Origin of the sequence: Exiguobacterium sp. s191 (assembly GCF_018618955.1) — a bacterium.
GTDB lineage: Bacteria > Bacillota > Bacilli > Exiguobacteriales > Exiguobacteriaceae > Exiguobacterium_A > Exiguobacterium_A abrahamii.
In genome coordinates, this window is record NZ_JACSNC010000006.1 from 1 (window position 1) to 22,137 (window position 22,137).

The window sequence follows — 22,137 nt, forward strand, 5'->3', positions numbered from 1 at the left end:
AAACTCTCCATGAAGTGTTTGACTTGCTCGTTTTTGTGACCGAAGTCACGATTGACGAAGCTTGCGCTTCATTCGTTTTTGTATTCCGTAGAATACGATTTTTGCCTCATCGTTCAGTTTTCAAAGTCCAATATGTCATTTGACGACTTTTAAATCTTACAGTAAAGTAATAAGTGATGTCAATTACTTTTTTGAAGTTTTTTTCGTCTGTGACGCTCGCGTTTGGCGTGTGCCTCAGCGACATGTATTAATATATCAACTCTTGTTTTTTTCGTCAACTGTTTTTCTAAAAAAACTTTAGAAAAAAGATAGACCCGCTTGAACCGGTAAAACACTACCCGTTCGCGGGTCTTTTTCGTTACGCCTGTTTTTGCGATTGTCCTTGAGAAGCTGGCTTTTCTTGCAAGCGATGCAGCATTAGAATCTGATACGCATTACAGATTAAAAGTGTCGCAAGCGCCGCCCATAACATCCGCTTATCTTGTGTTGCCTGCAAAGCAGGTACCCATTCGATCAACGTGATGACTGTCATGAGGAACAAAGTCGGAATGAACGCTGTGAAGTTCGTTTCCCGTGCTTTCGTCCGCGCGACTAAGAACGCTATTACAAGCAAGACGACCATCTCACCAATATAAAGGCTCGTCTTATCAAAGCCGTATGCTAATCCGCGTAGATAAACACCATCAAATAGTGCAAATGCAATCAAGACGACCTGGACACGATTCCAAAGCTTTGCGCCGCGGAATAAATCGAGTCCGACGCGATGTAAGATCAAGTACGAGAAGAATCCCATCAAACTGATGGCTGTCCACGTACTACTGTAGGAGAGAGCCGTCACATATCCGCTAATCGATTGATTTCGGATATATCCAGGTTCCGCTACCAAGTTAAACACGAAGCCGGCGAGCGTTCCGATTAGGAGCGTCATCCAAAACAGCTTCAAAAATCCTTTAATCTTCATTCTTATCCCTCTACTTTTTCGATGACACGCGTGGCGAGTTCATTATAGTACGTCTCAAATGGATGTTCATCGCGATAGATCGATGGGGCGAAGTCCGCATCGTTCGCATATGGTTGTCCAAGTGGAATCTTAGCTAGAATATCGGTTTTTAACGCTTCTGACAACCTCTCTCCGCCACCACTACCGAAGACATATTCTTTTTCGCCTGTCACTTTACTTTCAAAGTACGCCATGTTCTCGACGATTCCGAGGAGACGATGGTTCGTCTTGATTGCCATTGCTCCTGCTCGTGCTGCAACGAAAGCGGCTGTCGCGTGAGGTGTCGTGACGATGACTTCCTGACAGCTCGGGAGCATCGAATGAATGTCGAGTGCGACATCTCCTGTCCCCGGTGGAAGATCAAGCAACAAGTAATCGAGATCGCCCCATTCGACGTCCGCGAAGAAGTTGTTGAGCATCTTCCCAAGCATTGGTCCCCGCCAGATGACTGGTGCATTATCTTCGACGAAGAAGCCCATTGAGATGACTTTAACGCCAAAGCGTTCTGGTGGAACGATTCGGTCGTTCACGACAGTCGGACGTGTTTCGATTCCCATCATGTCTGGAACACTAAAGCCGTAGATATCGGCATCAATCAACCCGACTTTCTTCCCTGCTCGTGCGAGGGCGACTGCTAAGTTAACGGAAACCGTTGATTTCCCGACGCCCCCTTTACCAGAAGCGATCGCGATGAACGTCGTACCAGATTCTGGTTTGAGAATTGATGGTGTCGTAGCTGCTTGAATCCCGTGATCACCAAGTGCTTCAAAACGAAGTCCCACTGTCTTGAATCCTTTTTCTTTCAGTTCCTTGACGATTTGCTGTTGGAGCACGAGTTGCTCCCCAGAACCAGATTGAGCTAAAGCGATTTTCAGACTGACATAATCACCTTTAATCCGGACGTCACGAATGCCGTTCGTATCTGCAAGCGGGCGGTCAATCGTCGGATCGACGAGCGTTCCGACTACCTCGCGAATTTCTTGTTCATTCAACATAGTGCCTTCCCCCTGAAAACGTTCGATTTAATCCTTATTAGTATAACAAAAATAAGAGAGCGCTTGCACATTTCGACACCGGAAAGGATGACTTTTCCATGTCCAGTGTCGGTTTTCATCATTTCACTCGATCATTCACTCGTTTTAGAACATTCGGTTCCATGTACTAGGACCCACGACACCATCGACATCAAGTCCTTGACGTGTTTGATAGGCGCGCACCTTCTGAGCCGTCTCTGCATCAAAGCGCCGAGTTACGGTTGCTTTGACTGCACGCTGGATTCGTTCGATATCCCGCGGATTCATATTGGCTGCACCTTGATATAACGGACGACCTGGATACGGAACGATCGCACGAGAGCGATTAGTCGTTTCTTCAGACACTCCTAGTAATTCAAAGTGTGGATAATCCTTAAAGCTCGTCCAGTCCCCACCCCAAGAAAAGCCACGTCGTTTCATCGCAGCAACAATCTTTTGAAAGCTTTGGTCGTTTCGAAACAGCGCTTGTGTACCGTCTTTTGAATATTGAAAGAGGTCGACGGCAATGCCGCGGTTATGATTGGATTGTCCCCCACGTGCATTCGTTACGATTGGTCCCGGTAGTGTCCGTCCCTGTGCGTACAACCGATTCTGTTCTGCAATGGATCGGTACCCTTGTGCGACGCCTACATAAATCCCTTGCGCATGCATCTCCCGAATGACCTCTTGCGTCCGTTTGGCGACTTCTCGCGAAAGTCCCGAAGCATTCAACTTCCGATTCGCTCGCTCGAGTAACCAGCTGATCGATAATGCCATCTATGCTCACTCCCTTTGTCTCCTGTTCCCGAAAACAAAATCCGCTATACTTATGGAATGCAGAATGATTTTAACTCATATCAAAAGGAGCATCCTATGAAAAAACGCATCATTTGGACACTTGGCGTCACCTGTCTCTTACATCTTAGCTTCGTCCTGTATCTGACGCTGCAACCGACTGTCGCTACCGAGACGAAGTTACCGGACAATGCAACCGTCTTAAGTGAAGAAACCTCTTTTACAGGACATGTCGGTCAAGCGACGGCACATACACCTACCCAATTCATACAATCTCTCTTTGTTTGGAGCATCCCGCTGACGATCGTCATCCTCTACGTTCTTCTGACGATGTTGCACCGATTACGCTCCACTCCGTCGACTTGACTTGAATCGCTGTTCTGACACTTCGTCAGGAGAGCGGTTTTTTAGTGCATAAAAAAACCTCCCACCACAAGGGTGAGAGGGATTCGAAAAGAATTAACGTTTCGAGAATTGTGGTGCACGACGAGCTGCTTTGAGACCGTATTTTTTACGCTCTTTCATACGAGCATCACGAGTCAAGAAGCCTTTCGCTTTGAGTGCGCCGCGGAATTCTGGATCCGCTTGAAGAAGAGCACGTGAGATACCGTGACGGATAGCGCCTGCTTGACCAGTGAAGCCGCCGCCTTTGACCGTTACGATTACATCGTACTTGCCTTCTGTTTCTGTGATTACGAGTGGTTCTTTTGCAGTCATGATCAATGTCTCATAACCGAAGTATTCGCTGATATCGCGACCGTTAACTGTGACTTTACCGTCTCCAGCAACGAGGAAAACGCGCGCTGCCGCGTGTTTCCGGCGACCAGTGCCGTAGTAACGTACATCTGCCATCGTGTAGTTCCTCCTAAATTCGTATTAACCGCGAAGTTCGTAAACTTCTGGTTGTTGTGCTTCGTGCTTGTGTGCAGCTCCAGCGTAGACGTGGAGTTTGTTGAACATTTGACGACCGAGGCTACCTTTTGGAAGCATCCCTTTGATCGCGAGTTCAAGCATGCGCTCAGGTTTGTTAGCAAGCATATCGCGTGCAACAGTCTGCTTTAAGCCGCCTGGATGACCAGAGTGACGGTAGTAGACTTTTTTGTCGAGTTTGTTACCAGTTAAAACGATTTTCTCAACGTTGATGAGGATAACGTTATCCCCACAGTCAACGTGTGGTGTGAACGTAGGCTTGTGCTTACCACGGAGAAGTGATGAAACTTCGCTCGCAAGGCGACCGAGTGTTTTACCTTCAGCGTCGATAAGGAGCCATTTGCGTTCTACATCAGTAGCTTTCGCCATGAAAGTTGTGCGCATGTAAAATACCTCCTAAGGAATTAAAAGTTCTGTTTTTGATTTTTCATTTATTCACTAGGTGAATCTATCATAATCTTAGGTGTACGGGGCTAAGATTGTGGTTTCATAATAAATGAAATGCCAATAAACATTGTATGTTTTTTAATAGCCAATGTCAATTGCCTTTTTTCACTCCGGATAGAAAACTTCCCATAGATAGAGTCCATGGGGAGGCGCTGTCACGCCTGCGACGTTCCGGTCCTTTGCCAGCAACATTTTTTTAATGTCCTCTGGTGCAAAACGACCGCGTCCGACGTCAAGTAACGTCCCGACCATAATCCGGATTTGATTATAGAGAAACCCACTGCCCTGGAACCGAAAGACGAGTTCGTCACCGACTGTCATCAACTCTGCCTCGTAAATCGTCCGGACTCGGTTATCCGTTTCCGTCTTCGCGACACAGAACGAACTGAAATCGTGCGTGCCGACGAGATGTGCCATCCCTTGACGGATGAGCTCGAGATCGAGCGGATACGGAATATGAACCGATAGATTCCGACGAAACGCATTTTCTTCGCGGCGGACGAAATAGCGGTATTCCTTCCCTACGACATCGTAACGCGCTTCAAAGGTCGGTTCGACCTCCTCGCAGCTCCGGACACGAATATCCGCTGGTAAGAGCGTATTCAGTGCCTTGACGACGTTCTCCGGTGGAATCGCTAGTTCCGTATCAAAATGAATGACTTGCCCGTAGGCATGCACCCTCGCATCCGTCCGTCCCGACCCGATGATCTTGACGGGATGTTTGTGCATCCGCGCAAGTGTCGTTTCAATTACTTCTTGAATCGTCAATCCGTTTGGTTGCACCTGATACCCGGCGTAGCCGGTTCCGTCATACTGAATCGTACATTTTAAACGACGCATTAACCAATCCCTCGCAATCCTACTAAACTGATCGTTAGGAGGACGAGTAGGATGATCAGACCTGTATCCCGCATCGTCCACTTGGACTCCCGTAAGCGTGTCCGTCCCTCTCCTCCACGGTATCCCCGCGCTTCCATTGCTGTCGCAAGATCCTCTGCCCGCTTAAAGGCGGAGATGAACAACGGAATCAATAACGGAATGATCGCCCGTAAACGTTCCTTGATTGGTCCTGCCGATAAATCAACACCACGTGCTTGCTGTGCCTTCATGATTTTCTCCGTCTCCTCCGCTAAGGTTGGTAAGAACCGTAGCGAGATCGATAACATGAGCGCGATCTCATGCGTTGGAACACGGACGACCTTGAACGGCTTTAACAACAACTCAATCGCATCTGTCAATTCGATCGGTGAGGTCGTCAGCGTGACGAGTGTCGTGATCGAGACAAGATAGAAGAAACGTAATGAGACGATGATCGCGAGTCGCAGTCCTTCTTCATAGATCCGAAGCCAGCCGAACTCAAAGAGGACAGCCCCTTCGCGTGTGAAGAACAGCTGGATGACGAACGTAAAGACGATCAGGAAAAGAATCGGTCGCAGTCCCTTTAGAACATAACGAAGTGGTAACCGACTACTCATGAGTGCTAAGAACGTAAAGATGAGTAAAAAGATGTTCGTTGCTGCATTGTTCGCGAGAAAGACGAGCGGAATGAAGCAGAAAGCAAAGATGATCTTCGCAAGTGCCGACGACCGGTGCAAGTACGACTGACCGGGAATATGTTGTCCGACGATCATTCGCTCACCCCTTTCGTCATCAACCACTCGATCAATTCGGTCTCCGTCCGGATCTCCGGTCGTTGCAATCCACGCCGATCAGCGACTTGCCAAGCAAGCGATAGGACGTGCGGGAGATCGAGGTGGAATTGCTCGAGCAATGTCTCTTCTTTAAACAGATCAAGCGGTAGCCCGTCAAACGCCACCTGGGCGTCTTCCATGACGATCACACGCTCAGCATACTCAAGCACCTGATCCATGTCGTGCGTGATCAGGAGCAACGTCATACCGGTCTCTGCATGGAGCCGGGCAAACAGACTCAGCATATGCTTGCGCCCTTGCGGATCGAGTCCTGCCGTCGGCTCATCGACGATCAACACGTCTGGTTGACTAGCGAGTACGCCGGCAATTGCAACACGCCTCATTTGCCCACCAGACAGGTCAAACGGCGAACGACTCCAAAAGACTTCATCGAGTCCGACAGTCCGTAATGCCTCTTTCGCTAATTGCTCAGCCATCGCGGCATCATGACCGAAGTTCATCGGACCGAACATGACATCCTTTAAGACCGTCTCTTCGAACAATTGATATTCCGGATATTGAAAAACAAGCCCGACGCGACGTCTTAATGGCTTGAGGTCCTGTTTTTTCTTCGGTTCGACGATGATGTCATCGACTTGTACCTTCCCCGCTGTCGGCTTGAGCAACCCATTGATGTGCTGCACGAGCGTCGATTTCCCGGATCCGGTATGCCCTACAAACGCAACAAGCGCCCCTGACGGAATCTCAAGATTCACATCACGTAGCGCGACTCGTTCGAACGGACTATTGAGTTGATACGTATAATTTAATTCCTGGATTAAGATTGGCATAAACGGTTCACCAATTCTCTTTCATCTAGTATCGTCTCCTCGAGTGAGAGACCTTGCGCCCGTAAACGTTCTTGTACCCGAACAACGAATGGAACATCGAGTCCGATGTCTTCTAAGAACGATGCATGACGAAAGACTTCCTGAGGGGATCCTTCTAATACGATTTTCCCGGCATCCATGACGATGACACGACTAGCCCGTAATACTTCGTCTAATTCGTGTGTAATCGCGATGACCGCCATTGGGTGAGTCGCATGGAGTTCCTGAACGGTCGACATGACCTCTTGTCGTGCTAATGGATCAAGCATCGATGTAGCTTCATCGAGCACGAGAACATCAGGGCGCATCGCAAGCGCCGAAGCGATTGCGACACGCTGCTTCTGTCCGCCGGATAGTTGATGGGGTTCCCGATCAACAAAATCCGTAAGGCCAACGCGCGCTAGACTGTCGTCGATACGACGAACCATTTCCTCGCGTGGCACACCCCAGTTTTCTAGAGCAAATGCCACGTCGTCGCGCACGGTCGTGCCAACGAATTGATTATCTGGATTTTGGAAGACGATGCCGATTGCTCGGCGCATCTCCCACAGTTGCTCCGGATTCGCACTTGAAAAGCGCTCAGCAACCGTAACGGTCCCTGTCTCCGGTAACAACAATCCATTAAACAATTTCGTCAGCGTTGATTTTCCAGAGCCGTTGTGACCAACGATGGCGACCCATTCACCTGAACGAATCGTCAGAGAGACCTCGTGTAAGGCTGCTTGCTCCTGTTCCGGATACCGATAGGTGACCTGTTCCAGTTCAATCAGCTTGTCCATGATCTCTCCTCCTTCATCAAATCAATACTTTCATTTTGTAGCAAAAGGGCAGAAGCGGGATACGCACTGCCCTTTTATGGCGAATCATTTAATGAGGATTAAACGAGTTCGATGATGACCATTTCTGCGCCGTCACCACGACGTGGTCCCATTTTCATGATGCGTGTGTAACCACCTTGACGCTCAGCAAAACGTGGAGCCACATCAGCGAATAATTTTTGGATCGCGTCTTGTGCTTTGCCCTCTGCGTTTTGACCAGCAGCTTCACGGCGAACGAACGATGCAACTTGACGACGAGCGTGGAGATCACCGCGTTTACCTAAAGTGATGAGTTTCTCTACGACTGGACGAAGTTCCTTCGCTTTTTGTTCTGTAGTTTGGATACGCTCATTGATGATGAGATCAGTCGCAAGGTCACGCAAAAGTGCCTTACGTTGTGAGCTTGTACGGCCTAATTTCGAGTATGCCATGGATGGATTCCCTCCTTCGTGCAATTAATAGTATTAGTCTTCTTTGCGCAAGCCTAGTCCGAGTTCGTCGAGTTTCGCTTGAACTTCCTCGAGTGATTTACGTCCGAGGTTACGGACTTTCATCATCTCGTCTTCGCTCTTGTTCGCGAGTTCTTGAACCGTGTTGATACCAGCGCGTTTCAAACAGTTGTACGAACGAACTGAGAGATCGAGTTCTTCGATCGTCATTTCGAGTACTTTTTCTTTTTGATCTTCTTCCTTTTCGACCATGATTTCAGCATGGAGCGCTTCGTCTGTAAGACCAACAAAGATGTTTAAGTGTTCTGTCATGATTTTCGCACCGAGTGACACTGCTTCTTCAGGGCGGATTGAACCGTCCGTCCAAACATCTAGCGTCAACTTATCGAAGCTCGCATCTTGACCGACACGTGTTTTTTCAACTTGATAATTTACACGTTGAATTGGCGTGTAAATCGAGTCGATTGGGATTACACCGATTGGCATATCGTCCCGTTTGTTATCTTCAGCCTGAACATACCCACGACCACGGCGTGCTGTAAGACGCATATGAAGTGATGCACCTTCTGCAAGCGTTGCGATGTGAAGTTCTGGGTTGAGGATTTCGACGTCGCTGTCATGCGTAATGTTCGCAGCAGTGACAACACCAGCGCCTTGAATATCGATCTCAAGCGTTTTCTCTTCTTCCGAGTACACTTTGAGGGCGAGTTTCTTAAGGTTCAAGATGATTTGGGTAACGTCTTCTACAACGCCATCAATCGTCGAGAACTCATGAAGAACGCCATCGATTTGGACTGCAGTGACTGCAGCACCCGGAAGTGAAGACAATAGGATACGACGCAATGAGTTACCAAGCGTTGTACCGAATCCACGCTCAAGCGGCTCAACTACGAATTTACCAAACGTAGCGTTCTCGCTTAACTCGATCGTTTCAATCTTCGGTTTTTCGATTTCGATCATCTGAACCCCTCCTTGAATATCGTCATGTTGGCCATCGCGTTCAATCGCCAACCGCCTTGTGTACGTTTCTACTGCCTTGCTTGGTCAAACGATCAACAAAAGTCTACTCGAATCCCCGCTCTGCAGTACAAGACGGGTTACACGCGACGACGTTTTGGAGGGCGGCAACCGTTGTGTGGTACTGGAGTAACGTCACGGATTGCAGTGACTTCTAGACCGATTGCTTGAAGAGCACGGATAGCTGCTTCACGACCTGCACCAGGACCTTTAACGTTAACTTCTACAGTACGCATACCGTTATCCATTGCTGTTTTAGCAGCTGTTTCAGATGCCATTTGTGCAGCGAAAGGAGTCGATTTACGTGAGCCTTTGAAGCCCATGTTACCTGCAGTTGCCCAAGAGATTGCATTCCCTTGCATATCAGTGATCGTAACGATCGTGTTGTTGAATGTTGAACGGATATGCACGATACCAGATTCAATATTCTTTTTGACTTTACGTTTACTACGAACGTTCTGTTTGCGTTTTGCCATCTTAGTTTACCCTCCCTTACTTCTTCTTGTTCGCTACTGTACGGCGTGGGCCTTTACGAGTACGCGAGTTGTTTTTAGTGTTTTGACCACGAACTGGAAGACCACGACGGTGACGAACACCACGGTAGCAACCGATTTCGATCAAACGTTTGATGTTGAGTGAGATTTCACGACGAAGGTCACCCTCAACTTTGATTTTGTCTAAACCATCACGAAGTTGGTTCAATTGTTCCTCAGTCAAGTCGCGAGTACGAGTATCTTCAGAGATACCAGTTTCTTTCAAGACTTTTTGAGCAGTCGTTTTACCAACACCATAGATGTAAGTGAGTGAGATGACGATGCGTTTCTCACGTGGAATATCTACACCAGCAATACGTGCCATGTGTGCACCTCCTTGTTTAATTACCCTTGTTTTTGTTTATGCTTAGGGTTTTCGCAAATAACCATTACTTTGCCTTTACGGCGGATAACTTTACATTTTTCACAGATCGGTTTAACCGAAGGTCTTACTTTCATTGTGAATACCTCCTCCTGAAAAAATCGGAGTTTTTATTTGAAACGGTATGTGATCCGTCCGCGAGTCAAGTCGTATGGTGACAACTCAACCGTTACTTTATCTCCTGGCAAGATCCGAATGAAGTGCATCCGAATTTTTCCTGAGACGTGCGCGAGGACCGTGTGGCCGTTTTCTAACTCCACCTTAAACATCGCGTTTGGAAGCGGCTCGATAACCGTACCTTCCACTTCGATTACATCTTGTTTCGCCATCAATTATACCCCTTTCTCTATAAAGTTGATTGGGAGCCCAGACGATTTGTAGCGCTAGGGGCTTTCTACAAGAGCCATTGAGAGATCATCGGTCACAAACACGAGTGGATACTGGCTTATAGAAAGGTGACACCAATAACGCGCACAGCTCACTCTGCATCGACCGTTAAGATCTCGTAGCCGTCGTCTGTGATGGCGATGGTGTGCTCAAAGTGGGCGCACATGCTACCGTCCACCGTCACTACCGTCCAATTGTCGGATAGTGTGCGAACATAGCGTTTCCCGACGTTGACCATTGGCTCAATTGCCAGTGTCATGCCGGTTTTCAGGCGCGGCCCTTTCCCCGGTGGTCCATAATGTGGAATTTGCGGATCTTCATGCAAATTTTGTCCCACGCCGTGGCCCACATATTCGCGGACTACAGAAAAATTCGCAGCTTCAACATGTGACTGAATCGCATGCGAAATATCTGTCAGGTGCACGCCAGCTTTGGCGCGCTCCAATCCTTTATACAGAGATTCTTCAGTTACGTCAAGTAACCGCTTCGTCTCTTCAGAGATTGTACCTACCGGATATGTCCAGGCTGAATCTCCGTGATACCCATTGTACTCTGCTCCGATGTCAATCGAGATGATGTCACCGTCCTGAAGTACACGATCTCCCGGAATACCATGGACAAGCTCTTCGTTCACGGAAGCACAGATGCTACCCGTGAAACCATTATACCCTTTAAACGATGGTGTTGCCCCTTGACTTCGAATATAGCGTTCAGCGATCGCGTCGAGTTGCCCCGTCGTGATACCTGGGCGAATGTGAGCTTGAAGCTCCTTATGCGTCCGGGCGACGATTTGTCCTGCTTTACGCATGATGTCGATTTCACGCGGCGCTTTCGTGATGATCATTACTGATCACCAAGGAGTGCCTGAACATCGGAATATACATCGTTGATTGGACGATCACCGTCCAAATTACGAAGATACCCTTTTTCTGCGTAAAAGTCAATCAAAGGTTGCGCTTGAGCGACGTTGACTTCCAAGCGACGACGTACTGTCTCCTCTTGGTCATCTTCACGTTGTACAAGTGCTGATCCGTCGATATCACAGATCCCCTCCACTTTTGGTGGGTTGTAGAGAACATGATACGTTGCTCCGCAAGTTGGGCAAATCCGGCGACCTGTCAAACGAGGGACAAGTTTCTCCGGGTCTACACCGATGTGGATGACGTGATCAATTTGTTTGCCCAGATCTTCAAGTAATGCTTCAAGAGCATCTGCTTGTTTCACTGTGCGTGGGAAACCGTCAAGGAGAAAACCATTTGCACAGTCTTCTTTGGCGAGACGCTCACGTACGATGCCGATTGTGACTTCGTCCGGAACGAGTTCCCCTTTATCCATGTATGATTTCGCTTCTTGTCCGAGTGGCGTTGAATCTTTGATCGCCGCGCGGAACATGTCGCCTGTCGAGATGTGGGGGATCGCATAGTCTTCGATGATTTTCGCAGCCTGCGTTCCTTTACCAGCACCCGGCAAACCCATCAATACTAGATTCATGTCGGTAGCCTCCACTTCTATAGCTCTATAGACACAACAGAAAGGAAAGGGATGGTCCCCTTCCTCCCGCCTTATCGGATAAAGCCTTTGTAGTGTCGTTTAACCAATTGACTTTCAATCTGTTTCATCGTCTCTAGTCCTACACCGATGACGATCAACAAGCTCGTTCCACCAATCTGCACCGAGTTCGGTAAGCCAGCAAACTTAATAAAGAATGTCGGCGTCACCGCGATGACAGCGAGGAAGAGTGAACCGAAGAATGTCAGACGGTATAGAATCTTCGTGATGTACTGCTCCGTTTGCTTACCAGGACGAATACCAGGAATGTATCCGCCTTGTTTTTGAAGGTTCTCTGCCATTTGTTCCGGGTTAACCTGAACGAATGTGTAGAAGTACGAGAACGCGATGATCAGTGCCACATAGATCGACATACCGATTGGACTCGTATAGTCGAAAATGTCACGGATCTTCGTTGCTGTCTCCGGACTTGCAAAGAAACTCGCAATCGTTGGTGGCGTCACCATGAACGACACCGCGAAGATGACTGGAATAACACCGGCAGCGTTCAATTTGATCGGCAAGTGTGCCGATTGACCGCCAACTGGTGTCCGGTTCACCGTACGCTTAGCGTACTGAATCGGAATCTTACGTGCAGCTTGCTGAACATAGATGACTCCGACGATGACCGCAATGATGATTAAAAGCAAGAGTACGATATAAAGCACATTTACAAACAAAGCATCCCCTGCATTTTGGAGCTTCGTTTCGTAAATCTGGCGGAATGCATTCGGGAAGCCCGCGACGATCCCAGCGAAGATGATCATTGATATCCCGTTACCAATGCCCTTCTCCGTGATGAGTTCACCGATGAACATCAAGAATGCTGTTCCCGCTGTCAATACGAGTGCAATCATAACGTATGTCCAGGTGCCGAACTGTTCGTCGACAAGACCTGGGTAGATACGGTTAAATCCAAGCGCGATTCCAAACGCTTGGACTAAGCCGAGTACGATCGTTCCATAGCGCGTTACCGTTGCTAACTTCTTACGGCCCGCCTCTCCTTGTTTTGCCCATTCGGCAAACTTTGGAACAACGTCCATCTGTAAGAGTTGGACAACGATCGAGGCCGTGATATACGGCATGATTCCCATCGCAAAGAGTGAGAAATTCTGCAAAGCATTCCCGCCGAACGAGTTCAAGAAACCAAGAATACCATTCTGGTCAATCTTGAACACTTCCGTGTTTACCATCGGCACCGGGATATGTGCTCCGATCCGGAACACGATAACCAATGCCAAGGTAAAGAGAATGCGCCGACGAATGTCAGCTACGCGCCACATATTGGAGATCGCTTGAAACATTAGATCACCTCAACCGTACCGCCGGCAGCTTCGATTGCTTGCTTCGCAGCGTCGGAGAACTTATGAGCTTTGACTGTTAGTTTCTTTTCGATCTTACCGTTAGAAAGAATTTTCACGCCGTCTTTCATGCCTTTGACTGCACGAGTCTCGACAAGAAGTTCTGGAGTGACTTCAGTTCCTTCTTCAAAACGGTTGAGTGTGTCAAGGTTAATGACCGCGAACTCTTTACGAGTTGGGTTGTTGAAGCCGCGTTTTGGTAAACGACGGTAAAGTGGGTTTTGTCCACCTTCGAAACCTGGACGAACACCACCGCCTGAACGAGCTTTTTGACCTTTGTGACCACGGCCAGAAGTCTTACCGTTACCAGAAGACATACCGCGACCTACACGGTTGCGTTCTGAACGTGAACCAGCAGCTGGTTTCAATTCATGGAGTTTCATAGTGGGGCACCTCCTCATAAAATTATATCGAACTATTACTCTTGAATTTCTTTTACTGTCACTAAGTGTGACACGTGGTTAATCATCCCACGCATAGCAGCGTTGTCAGGTACGACAACAGTCTGGTGCATCTTACGGAGACCAAGCGTACGAGTAGTAACGCGTTGGTTCTCCGGACGACCGATCATGCTGCGTGTGAGGGTAACTGCGAGTTTCGCCATCTGTTTTCCCTCCCTTTCTTAACCGCGAAGTTCTTCGACGGTTTTACCGCGGAGTTTCGCAACTTCTTCAGCACGTTTGAGTGATGTGAGACCTTCGACAGTCGCACGAACCATGTTGATTGGAGTGCTTGATCCAAGTGATTTTGAAAGAATGTCGTTGATTCCCGCTAATTCGAGAACCGCACGAACTGGACCACCAGCGATGACTCCAGTACCTTCAGAAGCAGGCTTCAAGAAGACGTGACCTGCACCGAATACACCGTTGACTTCGTGTGGAATTGTTGTGTTAACGATTGGAACGTTAACCATGTTTTTCTTAGCATCTTCGATTGCTTTACGGATCGCTTCAGGCACTTCCTGAGCTTTACCCGTACCGAAACCTACGTGACCATTCTTGTCACCAACGACGACGAGGGCAGCAAAACGGAAGCGACGGCCACCTTTTACTACTTTCGCGACGCGGTTTACGGTAACAACGCGTTCTTCGAGTTGATCCATGTTAATTTCTAACTGGCGCATGTAGAGGTTCCCTCCTTTTCTATTAGAATTTGAGACCAGCTTCACGAGCTGCTTCAGCTACAGCTTTGATACGTCCATGATAGAGATATCCTCCACGGTCGAAAACGACTGTTTCGATACCTTTTTCAAGAGCGCGCTCAGCTGCGAGCTTACCAACTGCTGCCGCAGCGTCAGTCGTGTTGCCTTTTTCAAGGTCGAGTGATGATGCAGATGCGAGTGTTGCATGTGTTGCATCGTCAATGACTTGTACGTAAATGTTCTTGTTCGAACGGAATACGTTCATACGTGGACGTGTTGCAGTCCCGATGATTGTACGACGGACACGACCATGACGTTTTTTACGCGTAGCGTTTTTATCTGCCTTTGAGATCATTTATGCCACTCCTTTCCGGTCAATTCGCATTCGCGAATTACTTACCTGTTTTACCTTCTTTACGACGAACGACTTCATCACTGTAACGAATACCTTTACCTTTGTACGGCTCAGGTTGACGGTACGAACGGATCAATGCAGCGACGTGACCAACACGTTCTTTGCTGATTCCGCGAACGATGAGTTGCGTATTCGTAGGAACTTCGACTTCGATGCCTTGTTCCGGAGTGTACTCGATTGGGTGTGAGTAACCGAGGTTGAGTACGATTTTGTTACCTTGCTTTTGTGCACGGTAACCAACACCTTGGATATCGAGTGTCTTAGCGAAACCGTTGCTTACACCTTCGACCATGTTCGCGATAAGCGCACGAGTCGTTCCGTGGATCGTACGGCTTGCTTTCTCGTCGTTCGGACGAGTGACAGTCAATTCATTACCTTCTACGTTGATCGCCATAGCTGGGCTGAACTCGCGTGAGAGTTCCCCTTTAGGACCTTTTACCGTAACCGTGTTGTTTTCAACTGTTACTGTAACGCCTGCTGGGATGACGACTGGCTTTTTACCAATACGTGACATTTAAGACACCTCCGTTCTTTTTATGCGTGTATTACCAGATGTATGCGATCACTTCGCCGCCGACTTTTTGTTGGCGAGCTTCTTTATCAGTCATTACACCTTTAGATGTTGAAACGATAGCGATTCCGAGACCACCGAGTACTTTCGGGATTTCATCAGCTTTCGCGTAAACGCGAAGACCTGGTTTCGAGATACGTTTGAGTCCAGTGATGACGCGCTCGTTGCTTGCGCCGTATTTAAGGAATACGCGGAGCGTACCTTGTTTGCTGTCCTCGAGATATTCAACATCGCGGATGAAACCTTCACGTTTGAGGATTTCAGCGACTTCACGTTTGATTGTAGAAGCTGGCATTTCCAACTTCTCATGGCGAACCATGTTTGCATTACGAATGCGTGTAAGCATATCTGCAATCGGATCTGTCATAACCATGCGATGTACCTCCTTTCACAACTTTAATGAATTACCAGCTTGCTTTTTTAACACCAGGGATTTGACCTTTATGAGCAAGATCACGGAACTTAATACGGCTGATACCGAATTTACCAATGTAACCGTGTGGACGGCCAGTGATACTACAACGGTTGTGTAAACGAACCGCTGAAGAGTTACGTGGGAGTTTGCTCAAGCCGATGTAGTCGCCTTGTGCTTTCAATTCTGCGCGTTTTTCAGCGTAGCGCTCAACGAGTGCTTGACGTTTTACTTCACGTGCGATCATTGATTTCTTAGCCATGTTGTCGACCTCCCTTATTTTTGGAATGGCATGCCGAGTGCAGTGAGAAGCTCACGTGACTCTTCATCCGTGTTAGCAGTAGTTACGATAACGATGTCCATACCACGGACTTTCGATACGCGATCGTAGTCGATCTCTGGGAAGATCAATTGTTCCTTCACGCCTAGCGTGTAGTTACCACGGCCATCGAAAGATTTTTTCGATACGCCACGGAAGTCACGTACACGTGGAAGTGACACGTTGATCAACTTGTCGAGGAATTCGTACATGCGCTCGCCACGAAGTGTAACCTTCGCACCGATTGGCATACCTTCACGAAGTTTGAAACCAGCGATTGATTTCTTAGCTTTCGTGATGAGTGGTTTCTGACCAGTGAGGAGCTGAAGCTCTTCAACTGCCATGTCAAGTGCCTTAGAGTTCGTAACAGCGTCACCAACACCCATGTTGATTACGATTTTATCGACTTTCGGCGCTTGCATTACAGAACTGTAATTGAATTTCTCCATCATTACTTTGACGATTTCGTCTTGGTATTTAGCTTTTAAACGGTTCATCAGAAAGTGGACCTCCTTTCTTTAAATCTTCTTATTTATCTAAAGCTTCGCCCGATTTTTTAGCGATACGTACTTTCTTGCCGTCAACCACAGTGAAACCAACGCGTGTTGGGTTACCTGTCTTAGGGTCGATGAGCATAACGTTCGATACGTGAATCGGTGCTTCTTTCTCGACAATTCCGCCTTGCGGGTTGAGTTGAGAAGGTTTTGAGTGTTTTTTGATCATGTTAACGCCTTCGACGATTACGCGATCTTTTTTAGGCATAGCTGTAAGGACAACGCCTTGTTTGCCTTTGTCTTTACCAGTCATAACCTGAACTTTATCACCTTTTTTGACATGCATCGTTAGAGCACCTCCTTGTAGGAATTCTTTGGAATTAAAGTACTTCCGGTGCCAACGAGACGATCTTCATGAAGTCTTTTTCACGAAGTTCGCGTGCGACTGGTCCGAAGATACGTGTGCCACGTGGGCTTTTGTCATCTTTGATGATGACTGCTGCGTTTTCGTCAAAACGGATGTACGAACCGTCTTTACGACGAACGCCACGTTTAGTACGAACGACTACTGCGCGTACAACTTCACCTTTTTTGACAACGCCACCTGGTGTTGCTTGTTTTACTGTACAAACAATAACGTCACCGATGTTAGCAGTTTTACGACCAGAACCACCGAGGACTTTGATCGTCAAGACTTCACGAGCTCCTGAGTTGTCTGCTACTTTTAAGCGAGATTCTTGTTGAATCATACGATTGTACCTCCCTCCGGATGTTTATTCACCCGAACTAATTAGAGTTTAGATGATTACTGCTTCTTCAATGACTTCTACGAGACGGAAACGTTTGTCCTTAGATAATGGACGTGTTTCTTGAATGCGTACAACATCACCGATTTTAGCTGTGTTGTTTTCATCATGCGCTTTGTACTTTTTAGAGTAGTTTACGCGTTTGCCGTAAAGCTTGTGCTTTACTTTTGTTTCAACTGTAACTACGATCGTTTTGTCCATTTTGTCAGAAACGACGCGTCCAGTTAACACTTTGCGGTTGTTAGTGCGTTCCATTGAGTGTTCCTCCTCTCAGAATCCGAGTGAATTATGCGTTGTTGATGCCGAGTTCGCGTTCACGAAGAACGGTTTTCGCGCGTGCAATCGACTTGCGCACTTCACGGATACGAGCAGGGTTCTCAAGCTGACCAGTCGCGAGTTGGAAACGAAGGTTGAACAACTCTTCTTTCCACGAACCGACTTTACCGTTAAGCTCTTCAGTTGTTTGCTGACGGAGATCAGTTGCTTTCATTCGTATCACCACCATTTTCTTCACGTTTTACGAACTTACATTTTACTGGAAGTTTGTGTGATGCAAGACGGAGAGCTTCGCGTGCGATCTCTTCCGATACTCCTGCGATTTCGAACATTACTTTACCCGGTTTGACGACTGCTACCCAGCCCTCCGGAGCACCTTTACCTGAACCCATTCGGACTTCAAGAGGTTTTTTAGTGTATGGCTTGTGTGGGAAGATCTTGATCCACACTTTACCACCACGTTTCATATAACGAGTCATCGCGATACGCGCTGATTCGATTTGACGGCTAGTGATCCAGCTAGCTTCTTGAGCTTGGATACCGAACTCGCCGAAGTGTACTGTAGTACCACGTTTCGCTTTACCACGCATGTTGCCGCGGTGAACACGACGATATTTTACACGTTTTGGTAACAACATGTTGTGTTGCCTCCTTCCCTAGACGGATGTGGATTATTCTTCGTTTGCTGCTGCTTTTTTCGTAGGAAGCACTTCACCGTGGTGGAGCCATACTTTTACGCCAATTTTGCCGTAAGTTGTATCAGCTTCTGCAGTACCGTAATCGATGTCTGCACGGAGTGTATGAAGTGGAACTGTTCCTTCCGAATACTTCTCAGAACGAGCGATATCAGCGCCACCAAGACGACCAGAAACTTCAGTCTTGATTCCTTTGATACCAGAACGCATTGAGCGTTGGATTGATTGCTTCATAGCACGACGGAACGATACGCGACCTTCAAGTTGGCGAGCGATGTTCTCAGCGACGAGCTTAGCAACTGCATCCGGGTTTTTCACTTCAACGACGTTAACGTGAACGCGTTTGCCTTTTGCAAGGTTAGTGATGTCTTTACGAAGTGTTTCGATTTCAGAACCGCCTTTACCGATAACCATACCAGGCTTAGCAGTGTGAAGTGAGATGTTCAAGCGGTTAGCTGCGCGCTCGATTTCTACTTTAGAGACACTAGCGTCTTTAAGACGTTTTTCGATATATTCACGAACTACGTAGTCTTCATGAAGGAGATCAGCATAGTCTTTATCTGCGAACCAACGTGATTCCCAGTCTTTGATGATACCTACGCGAAGACCAGTTGGGTTAATCTTCTGACCCACGGTAATCCCTCCTTATTTTTCAGATACCACGATGTGAACGTGGCTCGTACGTTTGTTGATGCGGCTTGCGCGACCCATTGCACGTGGGCGGAAACGTTTGAGCGTTGGACCTTCGTTTACGTAAGCCTCAGTGACTACGAGGTTTTCGATGTTCATGTCGAAGTTGTGCTCAGCGTTCGCGATTGCCGATTTCAATACTTTCTCAACGATTGGCGTTGCTGCCTTGTTCGTGTAAGCAAGAATCGAAAGTGCTTCGCCGATTTGCTTCCCGCGGATTAAGTCTACTACGAGACGTGCCTTACGAGGAGCAATGCGAACCATATTAGCCGATGCTTTTGATTGCATAATGAGTACCTCCCCTCAGATTAACGTTTCGTTTTCTTATCGTTTCCAGCATGTCCTTTGTAAGAACGTGTTGGAGCGAATTCACCAAGTTTGTGACCGACCATATCTTCTGTCACGTAAACCGGTACGTGTTTACGACCATCGTAGACAGCGATCGTGTGACCGATGAACTCTGGGAAGATTGTCGAGCGGCGTGACCAAGTTTTGATGACATGTTTGTCACCAGCTTCGTTGGCTTTATCAACCTTAGCGAGCAGATGGTGATCTGCGAATGGACCTTTTTTCAAGCTGCGACCCATAGTTGTACCTCCCTTTGGCATGATTCAGGAACGGTTCCTACGAACCGTCCAGAAATCATGTAATTATTTTTTAGAACGACGGACGATATATTTATCGCTCGCTTTGTTTTTCTTACGAGTTTTGTATCCGAGTGCCGGTTTACCCCAAGGAGTAAGTGGGCCCGAACGACCGATTGGAGCACGTCCTTCACCACCACCGTGTGGGTGATCGACTGGGTTCATGACAGAACCACGAACTGTAGGACGTTTTCCGAGCCAGCGTGAACGACCAGCTTTACCGATATTGACGAGCTCGTGCTCTTCATTACCGACAGCGCCGACTGTTGCACGGCAAGTAGCAAGGATCATACGAGTTTCGCCTGATTGAAGACGAACGATCGCGTATTTACCATCTTTACCGAGAAGCTGAGCAGAAGTACCAGCTGCGCGAACGAGCTGACCACCTTTACCTGGCTTAAGTTCGATGTTGTGGATCAACGTACCGACTGGGATGTTTGAAAGTGGAAGAGCATTACCGACTTTAATGTCAGCTTCTGGTCCAGCCATGACTTGCATGTCTACTTTCAAGCCTTTCGGTGCGAGGATGTAGCGTTTTTCACCATCGATGTAGTGGATCAATGCGATGTTAGCAGAGCGGTTTGGATCGTACTCAATTGTAGCGACACGACCAGCGATGCCATCCTTGTTCCGTTTGAAGTCGATGATACGATATTTACGTTTGTGTCCGCCACCTTGGTGACGTACTGTCAAGCGACCTTGGTTGTTACGTCCGCCCTTTTTCGAAAGCTTTTCAGTTAACGATTTTTCAGGACGTGAAGCCGTAATCTCAGCAAAGTCGAGTGCAGTCATATTACGACGACCGTTAGTGGTCGGTTTAAACTTTTTAATTCCCATCGAGAGTTCCCTCCTTTTCTACAGAGTTCCGATTAACCGAGGTAATCGAGTTCTTTGCTATCTGCAGTAAGCGTGACGACCGCTTTTTTGCGGCGTGCTGTGTAACCAGCGTGACGACCTACGCGTTTTGCTTTTGGTTTTGAGATCAATGTGTTGACTTTGTCAACTTTCACTCCGAAGATCGCTTCAACTGCATCTTTGATTTGAGTCTTAGATGCCTTCACGTCTACTTCGAATGTGTACTTTTTCTCAGCCATTTGGTTTACTGAACGTTCAGTAATGACAGGACGTTTGATAATGTCGTGTGTGTGTGCCATTATGCAAGCACCTCCTCTACTCTCGCAACAGCGTCCTTCGTAATGATGACTTTGTCATGAGCGACAAGATCAAGGACGTTTACACCTGCAGCGTCAACGACTGTGACACCTGGGATGTTGCGTGTTGAAAGAACGACTGACTCGTTGTAATCAGCAGTAACGACGAGAACTTTACGTTCGATTGAAAGAGCAGCGAATACTGCGATCATGTCCTTAGTTTTAGGAGCATCGATTGTCAATCCTTCAAGAACGATGAACTCGTTGTTAGCGACTTTCGAAGAAAGTGCTGAACGAAGTGCGAGACGACGAACCTTTTTAGGAAGTTTGTAAGCGTACGAACGTGGTGTTGGACCGAAGACTGTTCCACCGCCAACCCATTGTGGCGAACGGATCGAACCTTGGCGTGCACGACCAGTACCTTTTTGTTTCCATGGTTTACGGCCGCCACCGCGAACTTCCGAGCGACCTTTTGTATCATGTGTACCTTGGCGACGTGAAGCTTGTTGCATGACGATTGCATCGTATACGACTGCTTCATTTGGCTCGATTCCGAAAACGGCATCTGCGAGCTCGATGTCTCCAACTTGTGTACCTGTTTGGTTAAGCAAAGCTACTTTAGGCATTCGTTATTCCTCCTTTCCTTGCAAACGGATTAGTTGCCTTTAACCGCAGTTTTGATGACAACTTGGCTCTTACGTGCGCCTGGGATAGCACCCTTGACGAGGAGTAAGCCGCGTTCTGCATCAACTTTTACGATTTCAAGGTTTTGAACAGTGATTTGCTCTCCACCCATGCGTCCAGGGAGCAATTTCCCTTTGAATACACGGTTAGGAGCAACAGGACCCATTGAACCTGGGCGACGGTGGTAACGCGAACCGTGAGCCATTGGACCACGTGATTGGTTGTGACGCTTGATTGCACCAGCGAAACCTTTACCTTTCGACGTACCTGTTACATCAACCATTTCGCCTGCAGCGAAAGTATCTGCTTTAATCTCTTGACCGATTTCGAAATCTGCTACTGATGTACGGATTTCTTTAATGAAGCGCTTAGGTGTCGCGTTTGCTTTCGCAGCGTGACCTTTTTGCGGTTTGTTTTGACGACCTTCTTTGATATCACCAAAGCCGAGTTGAACTGCTTCGTAACCGTCAACTTCCGTTGTTTTCAATTGAAGAACAACGTTACCTTCGACTGAAACGACAGTAACAGGGACGACTTCGCCTGACTCGTTGAAGATTTGTGTCATACCGAGTTTAGTTCCTAAGATTCCTTTAGCCATGAGATACACCTCCTAATATTGAATGATTTTGATCTTCTGG

General features: G+C 47.6%; 39 protein-coding genes. 1 reads left to right on the forward strand and 38 read right to left on the reverse strand.

Annotated elements, in window-relative coordinates; all coding sequences use genetic code 11:
- Positions 1–358: 358 nt before the first annotated feature.
- From KNQ09_RS16620 to KNQ09_RS16630, 3 genes are all read right to left on the reverse strand, one after another.
- Positions 359–961 (reverse strand): KinB-signaling pathway activation protein, encoded by a 603-nt coding sequence (locus KNQ09_RS16620; protein WP_064300977.1) that lies wholly within the window; start codon positions 959–961, stop codon positions 359–361.
- Between the two features lie 2 nt (positions 962–963).
- Positions 964–1,995 (reverse strand): Mrp/NBP35 family ATP-binding protein, encoded by a 1,032-nt coding sequence (locus KNQ09_RS16625; RefSeq protein WP_023466657.1) that lies wholly within the window; start codon positions 1,993–1,995, stop codon positions 964–966.
- A 144-nt stretch (positions 1,996–2,139) separates the two neighbouring features.
- A complete protein-coding gene (locus KNQ09_RS16630; protein WP_214859115.1) occupies positions 2,140–2,790 on the reverse strand; it encodes a M15 family metallopeptidase in 651 nt (216 codons plus the stop codon).
- A 96-nt stretch (positions 2,791–2,886) separates the two neighbouring features.
- Here KNQ09_RS16630 and KNQ09_RS16635 point away from each other — a divergent pair, with 96 nt between their 5' ends.
- Positions 2,887–3,174 carry a hypothetical protein gene (locus tag KNQ09_RS16635; RefSeq protein WP_214859116.1) on the forward strand — a complete coding sequence of 96 codons (288 nt, stop codon included), beginning with the start codon at positions 2,887–2,889 and terminating at the stop codon, positions 3,172–3,174.
- A 93-nt stretch (positions 3,175–3,267) separates the two neighbouring features.
- On the opposite strand, the gene rpsI is transcribed toward KNQ09_RS16635, so the two are convergent.
- The 35 genes from rpsI to rplC form a co-directional block, all read right to left on the reverse strand.
- Positions 3,268–3,660 (reverse strand): 30S ribosomal protein S9, encoded by a 393-nt coding sequence (rpsI, locus tag KNQ09_RS16640; RefSeq protein ID WP_023466655.1) that lies wholly within the window; start codon positions 3,658–3,660, stop codon positions 3,268–3,270.
- A gap of 24 nt (positions 3,661–3,684) precedes the next feature.
- Positions 3,685–4,122, reverse strand: a complete 438-nt coding sequence (rplM, locus tag KNQ09_RS16645; protein WP_023466654.1) for a 50S ribosomal protein L13 — start codon at positions 4,120–4,122, stop codon at positions 3,685–3,687.
- Positions 4,123–4,290: 168 nt separating this feature from the next.
- Positions 4,291–5,025 carry a tRNA pseudouridine(38-40) synthase TruA gene (gene truA, locus KNQ09_RS16650; protein WP_149426608.1) on the reverse strand — a complete coding sequence of 245 codons (735 nt, stop codon included), beginning with the start codon at positions 5,023–5,025 and terminating at the stop codon, positions 4,291–4,293.
- Complete coding sequence (locus KNQ09_RS16655; RefSeq protein WP_149426607.1) at positions 5,025–5,816, reverse strand: energy-coupling factor transporter transmembrane component T family protein; 792 nt, start codon at positions 5,814–5,816, stop codon at positions 5,025–5,027. The genes truA and KNQ09_RS16655 overlap by 1 nt, the downstream gene beginning before the upstream one ends.
- Positions 5,813–6,667, reverse strand: coding sequence for an energy-coupling factor transporter ATPase (locus KNQ09_RS16660; RefSeq protein WP_064300981.1), 855 nt, complete (start codon positions 6,665–6,667; stop codon positions 5,813–5,815). The genes KNQ09_RS16655 and KNQ09_RS16660 overlap by 4 nt, the downstream gene beginning before the upstream one ends.
- Positions 6,655–7,485: an energy-coupling factor ABC transporter ATP-binding protein gene (locus tag KNQ09_RS16665; RefSeq protein WP_029343095.1), complete on the reverse strand. Its 831-nt coding sequence runs from the start codon at positions 7,483–7,485 to the stop codon at positions 6,655–6,657. The genes KNQ09_RS16660 and KNQ09_RS16665 overlap by 13 nt, the downstream gene beginning before the upstream one ends.
- 98 nt (positions 7,486–7,583) lie before the next feature.
- Positions 7,584–7,955, reverse strand: a complete 372-nt coding sequence (gene rplQ / locus KNQ09_RS16670; RefSeq protein WP_023466649.1) for a 50S ribosomal protein L17 — start codon at positions 7,953–7,955, stop codon at positions 7,584–7,586.
- Positions 7,956–7,988: 33 nt separating this feature from the next.
- Positions 7,989–8,933, reverse strand: coding sequence for a DNA-directed RNA polymerase subunit alpha (locus tag KNQ09_RS16675; protein WP_023466648.1), 945 nt, complete (start codon positions 8,931–8,933; stop codon positions 7,989–7,991).
- Positions 8,934–9,070: 137 nt separating this feature from the next.
- Positions 9,071–9,466: a 30S ribosomal protein S11 gene (gene rpsK, locus KNQ09_RS16680; protein ID WP_023466647.1), complete on the reverse strand. Its 396-nt coding sequence runs from the start codon at positions 9,464–9,466 to the stop codon at positions 9,071–9,073.
- Positions 9,467–9,482: 16 nt separating this feature from the next.
- On the reverse strand, positions 9,483–9,848 hold the full coding sequence (rpsM, locus tag KNQ09_RS16685) for a 30S ribosomal protein S13 (RefSeq protein WP_023466646.1): 366 nt from the start codon (positions 9,846–9,848) through the stop codon (positions 9,483–9,485).
- 20 nt (positions 9,849–9,868) lie between these two features.
- A complete protein-coding gene (gene rpmJ, locus KNQ09_RS16690; RefSeq protein WP_003156543.1) occupies positions 9,869–9,982 on the reverse strand; it encodes a 50S ribosomal protein L36 in 114 nt (37 codons plus the stop codon).
- Between the two features lie 33 nt (positions 9,983–10,015).
- Positions 10,016–10,234, reverse strand: coding sequence for a translation initiation factor IF-1 (gene infA / locus KNQ09_RS16695; RefSeq protein ID WP_012369032.1), 219 nt, complete (start codon positions 10,232–10,234; stop codon positions 10,016–10,018).
- A 149-nt stretch (positions 10,235–10,383) separates the two neighbouring features.
- Positions 10,384–11,136: a type I methionyl aminopeptidase gene (gene map / locus KNQ09_RS16700; RefSeq protein WP_023466644.1), complete on the reverse strand. Its 753-nt coding sequence runs from the start codon at positions 11,134–11,136 to the stop codon at positions 10,384–10,386.
- Entirely contained in the window at positions 11,136–11,783 is a 648-nt protein-coding gene (locus KNQ09_RS16705) for an adenylate kinase (protein ID WP_023466643.1), read from the reverse strand. The genes map and KNQ09_RS16705 overlap by 1 nt, the downstream gene beginning before the upstream one ends.
- Positions 11,784–11,854: 71 nt before the next feature.
- A complete protein-coding gene (gene secY, locus KNQ09_RS16710) occupies positions 11,855–13,144 on the reverse strand; it encodes a preprotein translocase subunit SecY (RefSeq protein WP_023466642.1) in 1,290 nt (429 codons plus the stop codon).
- Positions 13,144–13,584 (reverse strand): 50S ribosomal protein L15, encoded by a 441-nt coding sequence (gene rplO, locus KNQ09_RS16715; RefSeq protein WP_035399353.1) that lies wholly within the window; start codon positions 13,582–13,584, stop codon positions 13,144–13,146. The genes secY and rplO overlap by 1 nt, the downstream gene beginning before the upstream one ends.
- Positions 13,585–13,619: 35 nt before the next feature.
- Entirely contained in the window at positions 13,620–13,805 is a 186-nt protein-coding gene (rpmD, locus tag KNQ09_RS16720; RefSeq protein WP_023466640.1) for a 50S ribosomal protein L30, read from the reverse strand.
- 18 nt (positions 13,806–13,823) lie between these two features.
- Complete coding sequence (gene rpsE, locus KNQ09_RS16725) at positions 13,824–14,324, reverse strand: 30S ribosomal protein S5 (RefSeq protein WP_023466639.1); 501 nt, start codon at positions 14,322–14,324, stop codon at positions 13,824–13,826.
- 22 nt (positions 14,325–14,346) lie between these two features.
- Positions 14,347–14,697 (reverse strand): 50S ribosomal protein L18, encoded by a 351-nt coding sequence (rplR, locus tag KNQ09_RS16730; protein WP_023466638.1) that lies wholly within the window; start codon positions 14,695–14,697, stop codon positions 14,347–14,349.
- Between the two features lie 37 nt (positions 14,698–14,734).
- Entirely contained in the window at positions 14,735–15,271 is a 537-nt protein-coding gene (gene rplF / locus KNQ09_RS16735) for a 50S ribosomal protein L6 (RefSeq protein WP_023466637.1), read from the reverse strand.
- 31 nt (positions 15,272–15,302) lie between these two features.
- The gene (gene rpsH / locus KNQ09_RS16740) at positions 15,303–15,701 is read right to left on the reverse strand and encodes a 30S ribosomal protein S8 (protein ID WP_012369023.1); all 399 of its coding nucleotides are present in this window, start codon (positions 15,699–15,701) and stop codon (positions 15,303–15,305) included.
- Between the two features lie 31 nt (positions 15,702–15,732).
- Positions 15,733–16,002 (reverse strand): 30S ribosomal protein S14, encoded by a 270-nt coding sequence (rpsN, locus tag KNQ09_RS16745; protein ID WP_023466636.1) that lies wholly within the window; start codon positions 16,000–16,002, stop codon positions 15,733–15,735.
- A gap of 14 nt (positions 16,003–16,016) precedes the next feature.
- Positions 16,017–16,556, reverse strand: a complete 540-nt coding sequence (gene rplE / locus KNQ09_RS16750) for a 50S ribosomal protein L5 (protein WP_023466635.1) — start codon at positions 16,554–16,556, stop codon at positions 16,017–16,019.
- A gap of 31 nt (positions 16,557–16,587) precedes the next feature.
- Entirely contained in the window at positions 16,588–16,899 is a 312-nt protein-coding gene (gene rplX, locus KNQ09_RS16755; RefSeq protein ID WP_012369020.1) for a 50S ribosomal protein L24, read from the reverse strand.
- Between the two features lie 34 nt (positions 16,900–16,933).
- Positions 16,934–17,302 carry a 50S ribosomal protein L14 gene (rplN, locus tag KNQ09_RS16760; protein WP_012369019.1) on the reverse strand — a complete coding sequence of 123 codons (369 nt, stop codon included), beginning with the start codon at positions 17,300–17,302 and terminating at the stop codon, positions 16,934–16,936.
- A 48-nt stretch (positions 17,303–17,350) separates the two neighbouring features.
- Positions 17,351–17,614, reverse strand: coding sequence for a 30S ribosomal protein S17 (gene rpsQ, locus KNQ09_RS16765; protein WP_023466634.1), 264 nt, complete (start codon positions 17,612–17,614; stop codon positions 17,351–17,353).
- A gap of 31 nt (positions 17,615–17,645) precedes the next feature.
- Complete coding sequence (rpmC, locus tag KNQ09_RS16770; protein WP_012369017.1) at positions 17,646–17,849, reverse strand: 50S ribosomal protein L29; 204 nt, start codon at positions 17,847–17,849, stop codon at positions 17,646–17,648.
- Positions 17,836–18,273 carry a 50S ribosomal protein L16 gene (rplP, locus tag KNQ09_RS16775; RefSeq protein ID WP_012369016.1) on the reverse strand — a complete coding sequence of 146 codons (438 nt, stop codon included), beginning with the start codon at positions 18,271–18,273 and terminating at the stop codon, positions 17,836–17,838. The genes rpmC and rplP overlap by 14 nt, the downstream gene beginning before the upstream one ends.
- A gap of 33 nt (positions 18,274–18,306) precedes the next feature.
- Positions 18,307–18,963 carry a 30S ribosomal protein S3 gene (rpsC, locus tag KNQ09_RS16780; RefSeq protein ID WP_023466633.1) on the reverse strand — a complete coding sequence of 219 codons (657 nt, stop codon included), beginning with the start codon at positions 18,961–18,963 and terminating at the stop codon, positions 18,307–18,309.
- Between the two features lie 12 nt (positions 18,964–18,975).
- The gene (gene rplV, locus KNQ09_RS16785; protein ID WP_012369014.1) at positions 18,976–19,308 is read right to left on the reverse strand and encodes a 50S ribosomal protein L22; all 333 of its coding nucleotides are present in this window, start codon (positions 19,306–19,308) and stop codon (positions 18,976–18,978) included.
- A 20-nt stretch (positions 19,309–19,328) separates the two neighbouring features.
- The gene (gene rpsS, locus KNQ09_RS16790; protein WP_012369013.1) at positions 19,329–19,607 is read right to left on the reverse strand and encodes a 30S ribosomal protein S19; all 279 of its coding nucleotides are present in this window, start codon (positions 19,605–19,607) and stop codon (positions 19,329–19,331) included.
- 63 nt (positions 19,608–19,670) lie between these two features.
- Positions 19,671–20,501: a 50S ribosomal protein L2 gene (rplB, locus tag KNQ09_RS16795; RefSeq protein ID WP_023466632.1), complete on the reverse strand. Its 831-nt coding sequence runs from the start codon at positions 20,499–20,501 to the stop codon at positions 19,671–19,673.
- Between the two features lie 32 nt (positions 20,502–20,533).
- A complete protein-coding gene (gene rplW / locus KNQ09_RS16800) occupies positions 20,534–20,818 on the reverse strand; it encodes a 50S ribosomal protein L23 (protein ID WP_023466631.1) in 285 nt (94 codons plus the stop codon).
- A complete protein-coding gene (rplD, locus tag KNQ09_RS16805) occupies positions 20,818–21,441 on the reverse strand; it encodes a 50S ribosomal protein L4 (protein WP_023466630.1) in 624 nt (207 codons plus the stop codon). Before rplD ends, rplW begins: the two co-directional genes overlap by 1 nt.
- Before the next feature lie 29 nt (positions 21,442–21,470).
- Complete coding sequence (gene rplC, locus KNQ09_RS16810; protein WP_023466629.1) at positions 21,471–22,097, reverse strand: 50S ribosomal protein L3; 627 nt, start codon at positions 22,095–22,097, stop codon at positions 21,471–21,473.
- Positions 22,098–22,137: the final 40 nt, after the last annotated feature.

What these genes read in the sequence shown, in the direction of transcription:
- KNQ09_RS16620 (WP_064300977.1), bottom strand. Translation starts at nt 961, where the DNA reads ATGAAGATTAAAGGATTTTTGAAGCTGTTTTGGATGACGCTCCTAATC.
- KNQ09_RS16625 (WP_023466657.1), bottom strand. Translation starts at nt 1,995, where the DNA reads ATGTTGAATGAACAAGAAATTCGCGAGGTAGTCGGAACGCTCGTCGAT.
- KNQ09_RS16630 (WP_214859115.1), bottom strand. Translation starts at nt 2,790, where the DNA reads ATGGCATTATCGATCAGCTGGTTACTCGAGCGAGCGAATCGGAAGTTG.
- KNQ09_RS16635 (WP_214859116.1), top strand. Translation starts at nt 2,887, where the DNA reads ATGAAAAAACGCATCATTTGGACACTTGGCGTCACCTGTCTCTTACAT.
- rpsI (WP_023466655.1), bottom strand. Translation starts at nt 3,660, where the DNA reads ATGGCAGATGTACGTTACTACGGCACTGGTCGCCGGAAACACGCGGCA.
- rplM (WP_023466654.1), bottom strand. Translation starts at nt 4,122, where the DNA reads ATGCGCACAACTTTCATGGCGAAAGCTACTGATGTAGAACGCAAATGG.
- truA (WP_149426608.1), bottom strand. Translation starts at nt 5,025, where the DNA reads ATGCGTCGTTTAAAATGTACGATTCAGTATGACGGAACCGGCTACGCC.
- KNQ09_RS16655 (WP_149426607.1), bottom strand. Translation starts at nt 5,816, where the DNA reads ATGATCGTCGGACAACATATTCCCGGTCAGTCGTACTTGCACCGGTCG.
- KNQ09_RS16660 (WP_064300981.1), bottom strand. Translation starts at nt 6,667, where the DNA reads ATGCCAATCTTAATCCAGGAATTAAATTATACGTATCAACTCAATAGT.
- KNQ09_RS16665 (WP_029343095.1), bottom strand. Translation starts at nt 7,485, where the DNA reads ATGGACAAGCTGATTGAACTGGAACAGGTCACCTATCGGTATCCGGAA.
- rplQ (WP_023466649.1), bottom strand. Translation starts at nt 7,955, where the DNA reads ATGGCATACTCGAAATTAGGCCGTACAAGCTCACAACGTAAGGCACTT.
- KNQ09_RS16675 (WP_023466648.1), bottom strand. Translation starts at nt 8,933, where the DNA reads ATGATCGAAATCGAAAAACCGAAGATTGAAACGATCGAGTTAAGCGAG.
- rpsK (WP_023466647.1), bottom strand. Translation starts at nt 9,466, where the DNA reads ATGGCAAAACGCAAACAGAACGTTCGTAGTAAACGTAAAGTCAAAAAG.
- rpsM (WP_023466646.1), bottom strand. Translation starts at nt 9,848, where the DNA reads ATGGCACGTATTGCTGGTGTAGATATTCCACGTGAGAAACGCATCGTC.
- rpmJ (WP_003156543.1), bottom strand. Translation starts at nt 9,982, where the DNA reads ATGAAAGTAAGACCTTCGGTTAAACCGATCTGTGAAAAATGTAAAGTT.
- infA (WP_012369032.1), bottom strand. Translation starts at nt 10,234, where the DNA reads ATGGCGAAACAAGATGTAATCGAAGTGGAAGGTACGGTTATCGAGCCG.
- map (WP_023466644.1), bottom strand. Translation starts at nt 11,136, where the DNA reads ATGATCATCACGAAAGCGCCGCGTGAAATCGACATCATGCGTAAAGCA.
- KNQ09_RS16705 (WP_023466643.1), bottom strand. Translation starts at nt 11,783, where the DNA reads ATGAATCTAGTATTGATGGGTTTGCCGGGTGCTGGTAAAGGAACGCAG.
- secY (WP_023466642.1), bottom strand. Translation starts at nt 13,144, where the DNA reads ATGTTTCAAGCGATCTCCAATATGTGGCGCGTAGCTGACATTCGTCGG.
- rplO (WP_035399353.1), bottom strand. Translation starts at nt 13,584, where the DNA reads ATGAAACTCCATGAATTGAAACCAGCTGCTGGTTCACGTTCAGAACGC.
- rpmD (WP_023466640.1), bottom strand. Translation starts at nt 13,805, where the DNA reads ATGGCGAAACTCGCAGTTACCCTCACACGCAGCATGATCGGTCGTCCG.
- rpsE (WP_023466639.1), bottom strand. Translation starts at nt 14,324, where the DNA reads ATGCGCCAGTTAGAAATTAACATGGATCAACTCGAAGAACGCGTTGTT.
- rplR (WP_023466638.1), bottom strand. Translation starts at nt 14,697, where the DNA reads ATGATCTCAAAGGCAGATAAAAACGCTACGCGTAAAAAACGTCATGGT.
- rplF (WP_023466637.1), bottom strand. Translation starts at nt 15,271, where the DNA reads ATGTCACGTATTGGTAAAAAGCCAGTCGTCATCCCAGCAGGCGTTACA.
- rpsH (WP_012369023.1), bottom strand. Translation starts at nt 15,701, where the DNA reads ATGGTTATGACAGATCCGATTGCAGATATGCTTACACGCATTCGTAAT.
- rpsN (WP_023466636.1), bottom strand. Translation starts at nt 16,002, where the DNA reads ATGGCTAAGAAATCAATGATCGCACGTGAAGTAAAACGTCAAGCACTC.
- rplE (WP_023466635.1), bottom strand. Translation starts at nt 16,556, where the DNA reads ATGAACCGTTTAAAAGCTAAATACCAAGACGAAATCGTCAAAGTAATG.
- rplX (WP_012369020.1), bottom strand. Translation starts at nt 16,899, where the DNA reads ATGCATGTCAAAAAAGGTGATAAAGTTCAGGTTATGACTGGTAAAGAC.
- rplN (WP_012369019.1), bottom strand. Translation starts at nt 17,302, where the DNA reads ATGATTCAACAAGAATCTCGCTTAAAAGTAGCAGACAACTCAGGAGCT.
- rpsQ (WP_023466634.1), bottom strand. Translation starts at nt 17,614, where the DNA reads ATGGAACGCACTAACAACCGCAAAGTGTTAACTGGACGCGTCGTTTCT.
- rpmC (WP_012369017.1), bottom strand. Translation starts at nt 17,849, where the DNA reads ATGAAAGCAACTGATCTCCGTCAGCAAACAACTGAAGAGCTTAACGGT.
- rplP (WP_012369016.1), bottom strand. Translation starts at nt 18,273, where the DNA reads ATGTTGTTACCAAAACGTGTAAAATATCGTCGTGTTCACCGCGGCAAC.
- rplV (WP_012369014.1), bottom strand. Translation starts at nt 19,308, where the DNA reads ATGCAATCAAAAGCATCGGCTAATATGGTTCGCATTGCTCCTCGTAAG.
- rpsS (WP_012369013.1), bottom strand. Translation starts at nt 19,607, where the DNA reads ATGGGTCGCAGCTTGAAAAAAGGTCCATTCGCAGATCACCATCTGCTC.
- rplB (WP_023466632.1), bottom strand. Translation starts at nt 20,501, where the DNA reads ATGGGAATTAAAAAGTTTAAACCGACCACTAACGGTCGTCGTAATATG.
- rplW (WP_023466631.1), bottom strand. Translation starts at nt 20,818, where the DNA reads ATGGCACACACACACGACATTATCAAACGTCCTGTCATTACTGAACGT.
- rplD (WP_023466630.1), bottom strand. Translation starts at nt 21,441, where the DNA reads ATGCCTAAAGTAGCTTTGCTTAACCAAACAGGTACACAAGTTGGAGAC.
- rplC (WP_023466629.1), bottom strand. Translation starts at nt 22,097, where the DNA reads ATGGCTAAAGGAATCTTAGGAACTAAACTCGGTATGACACAAATCTTC.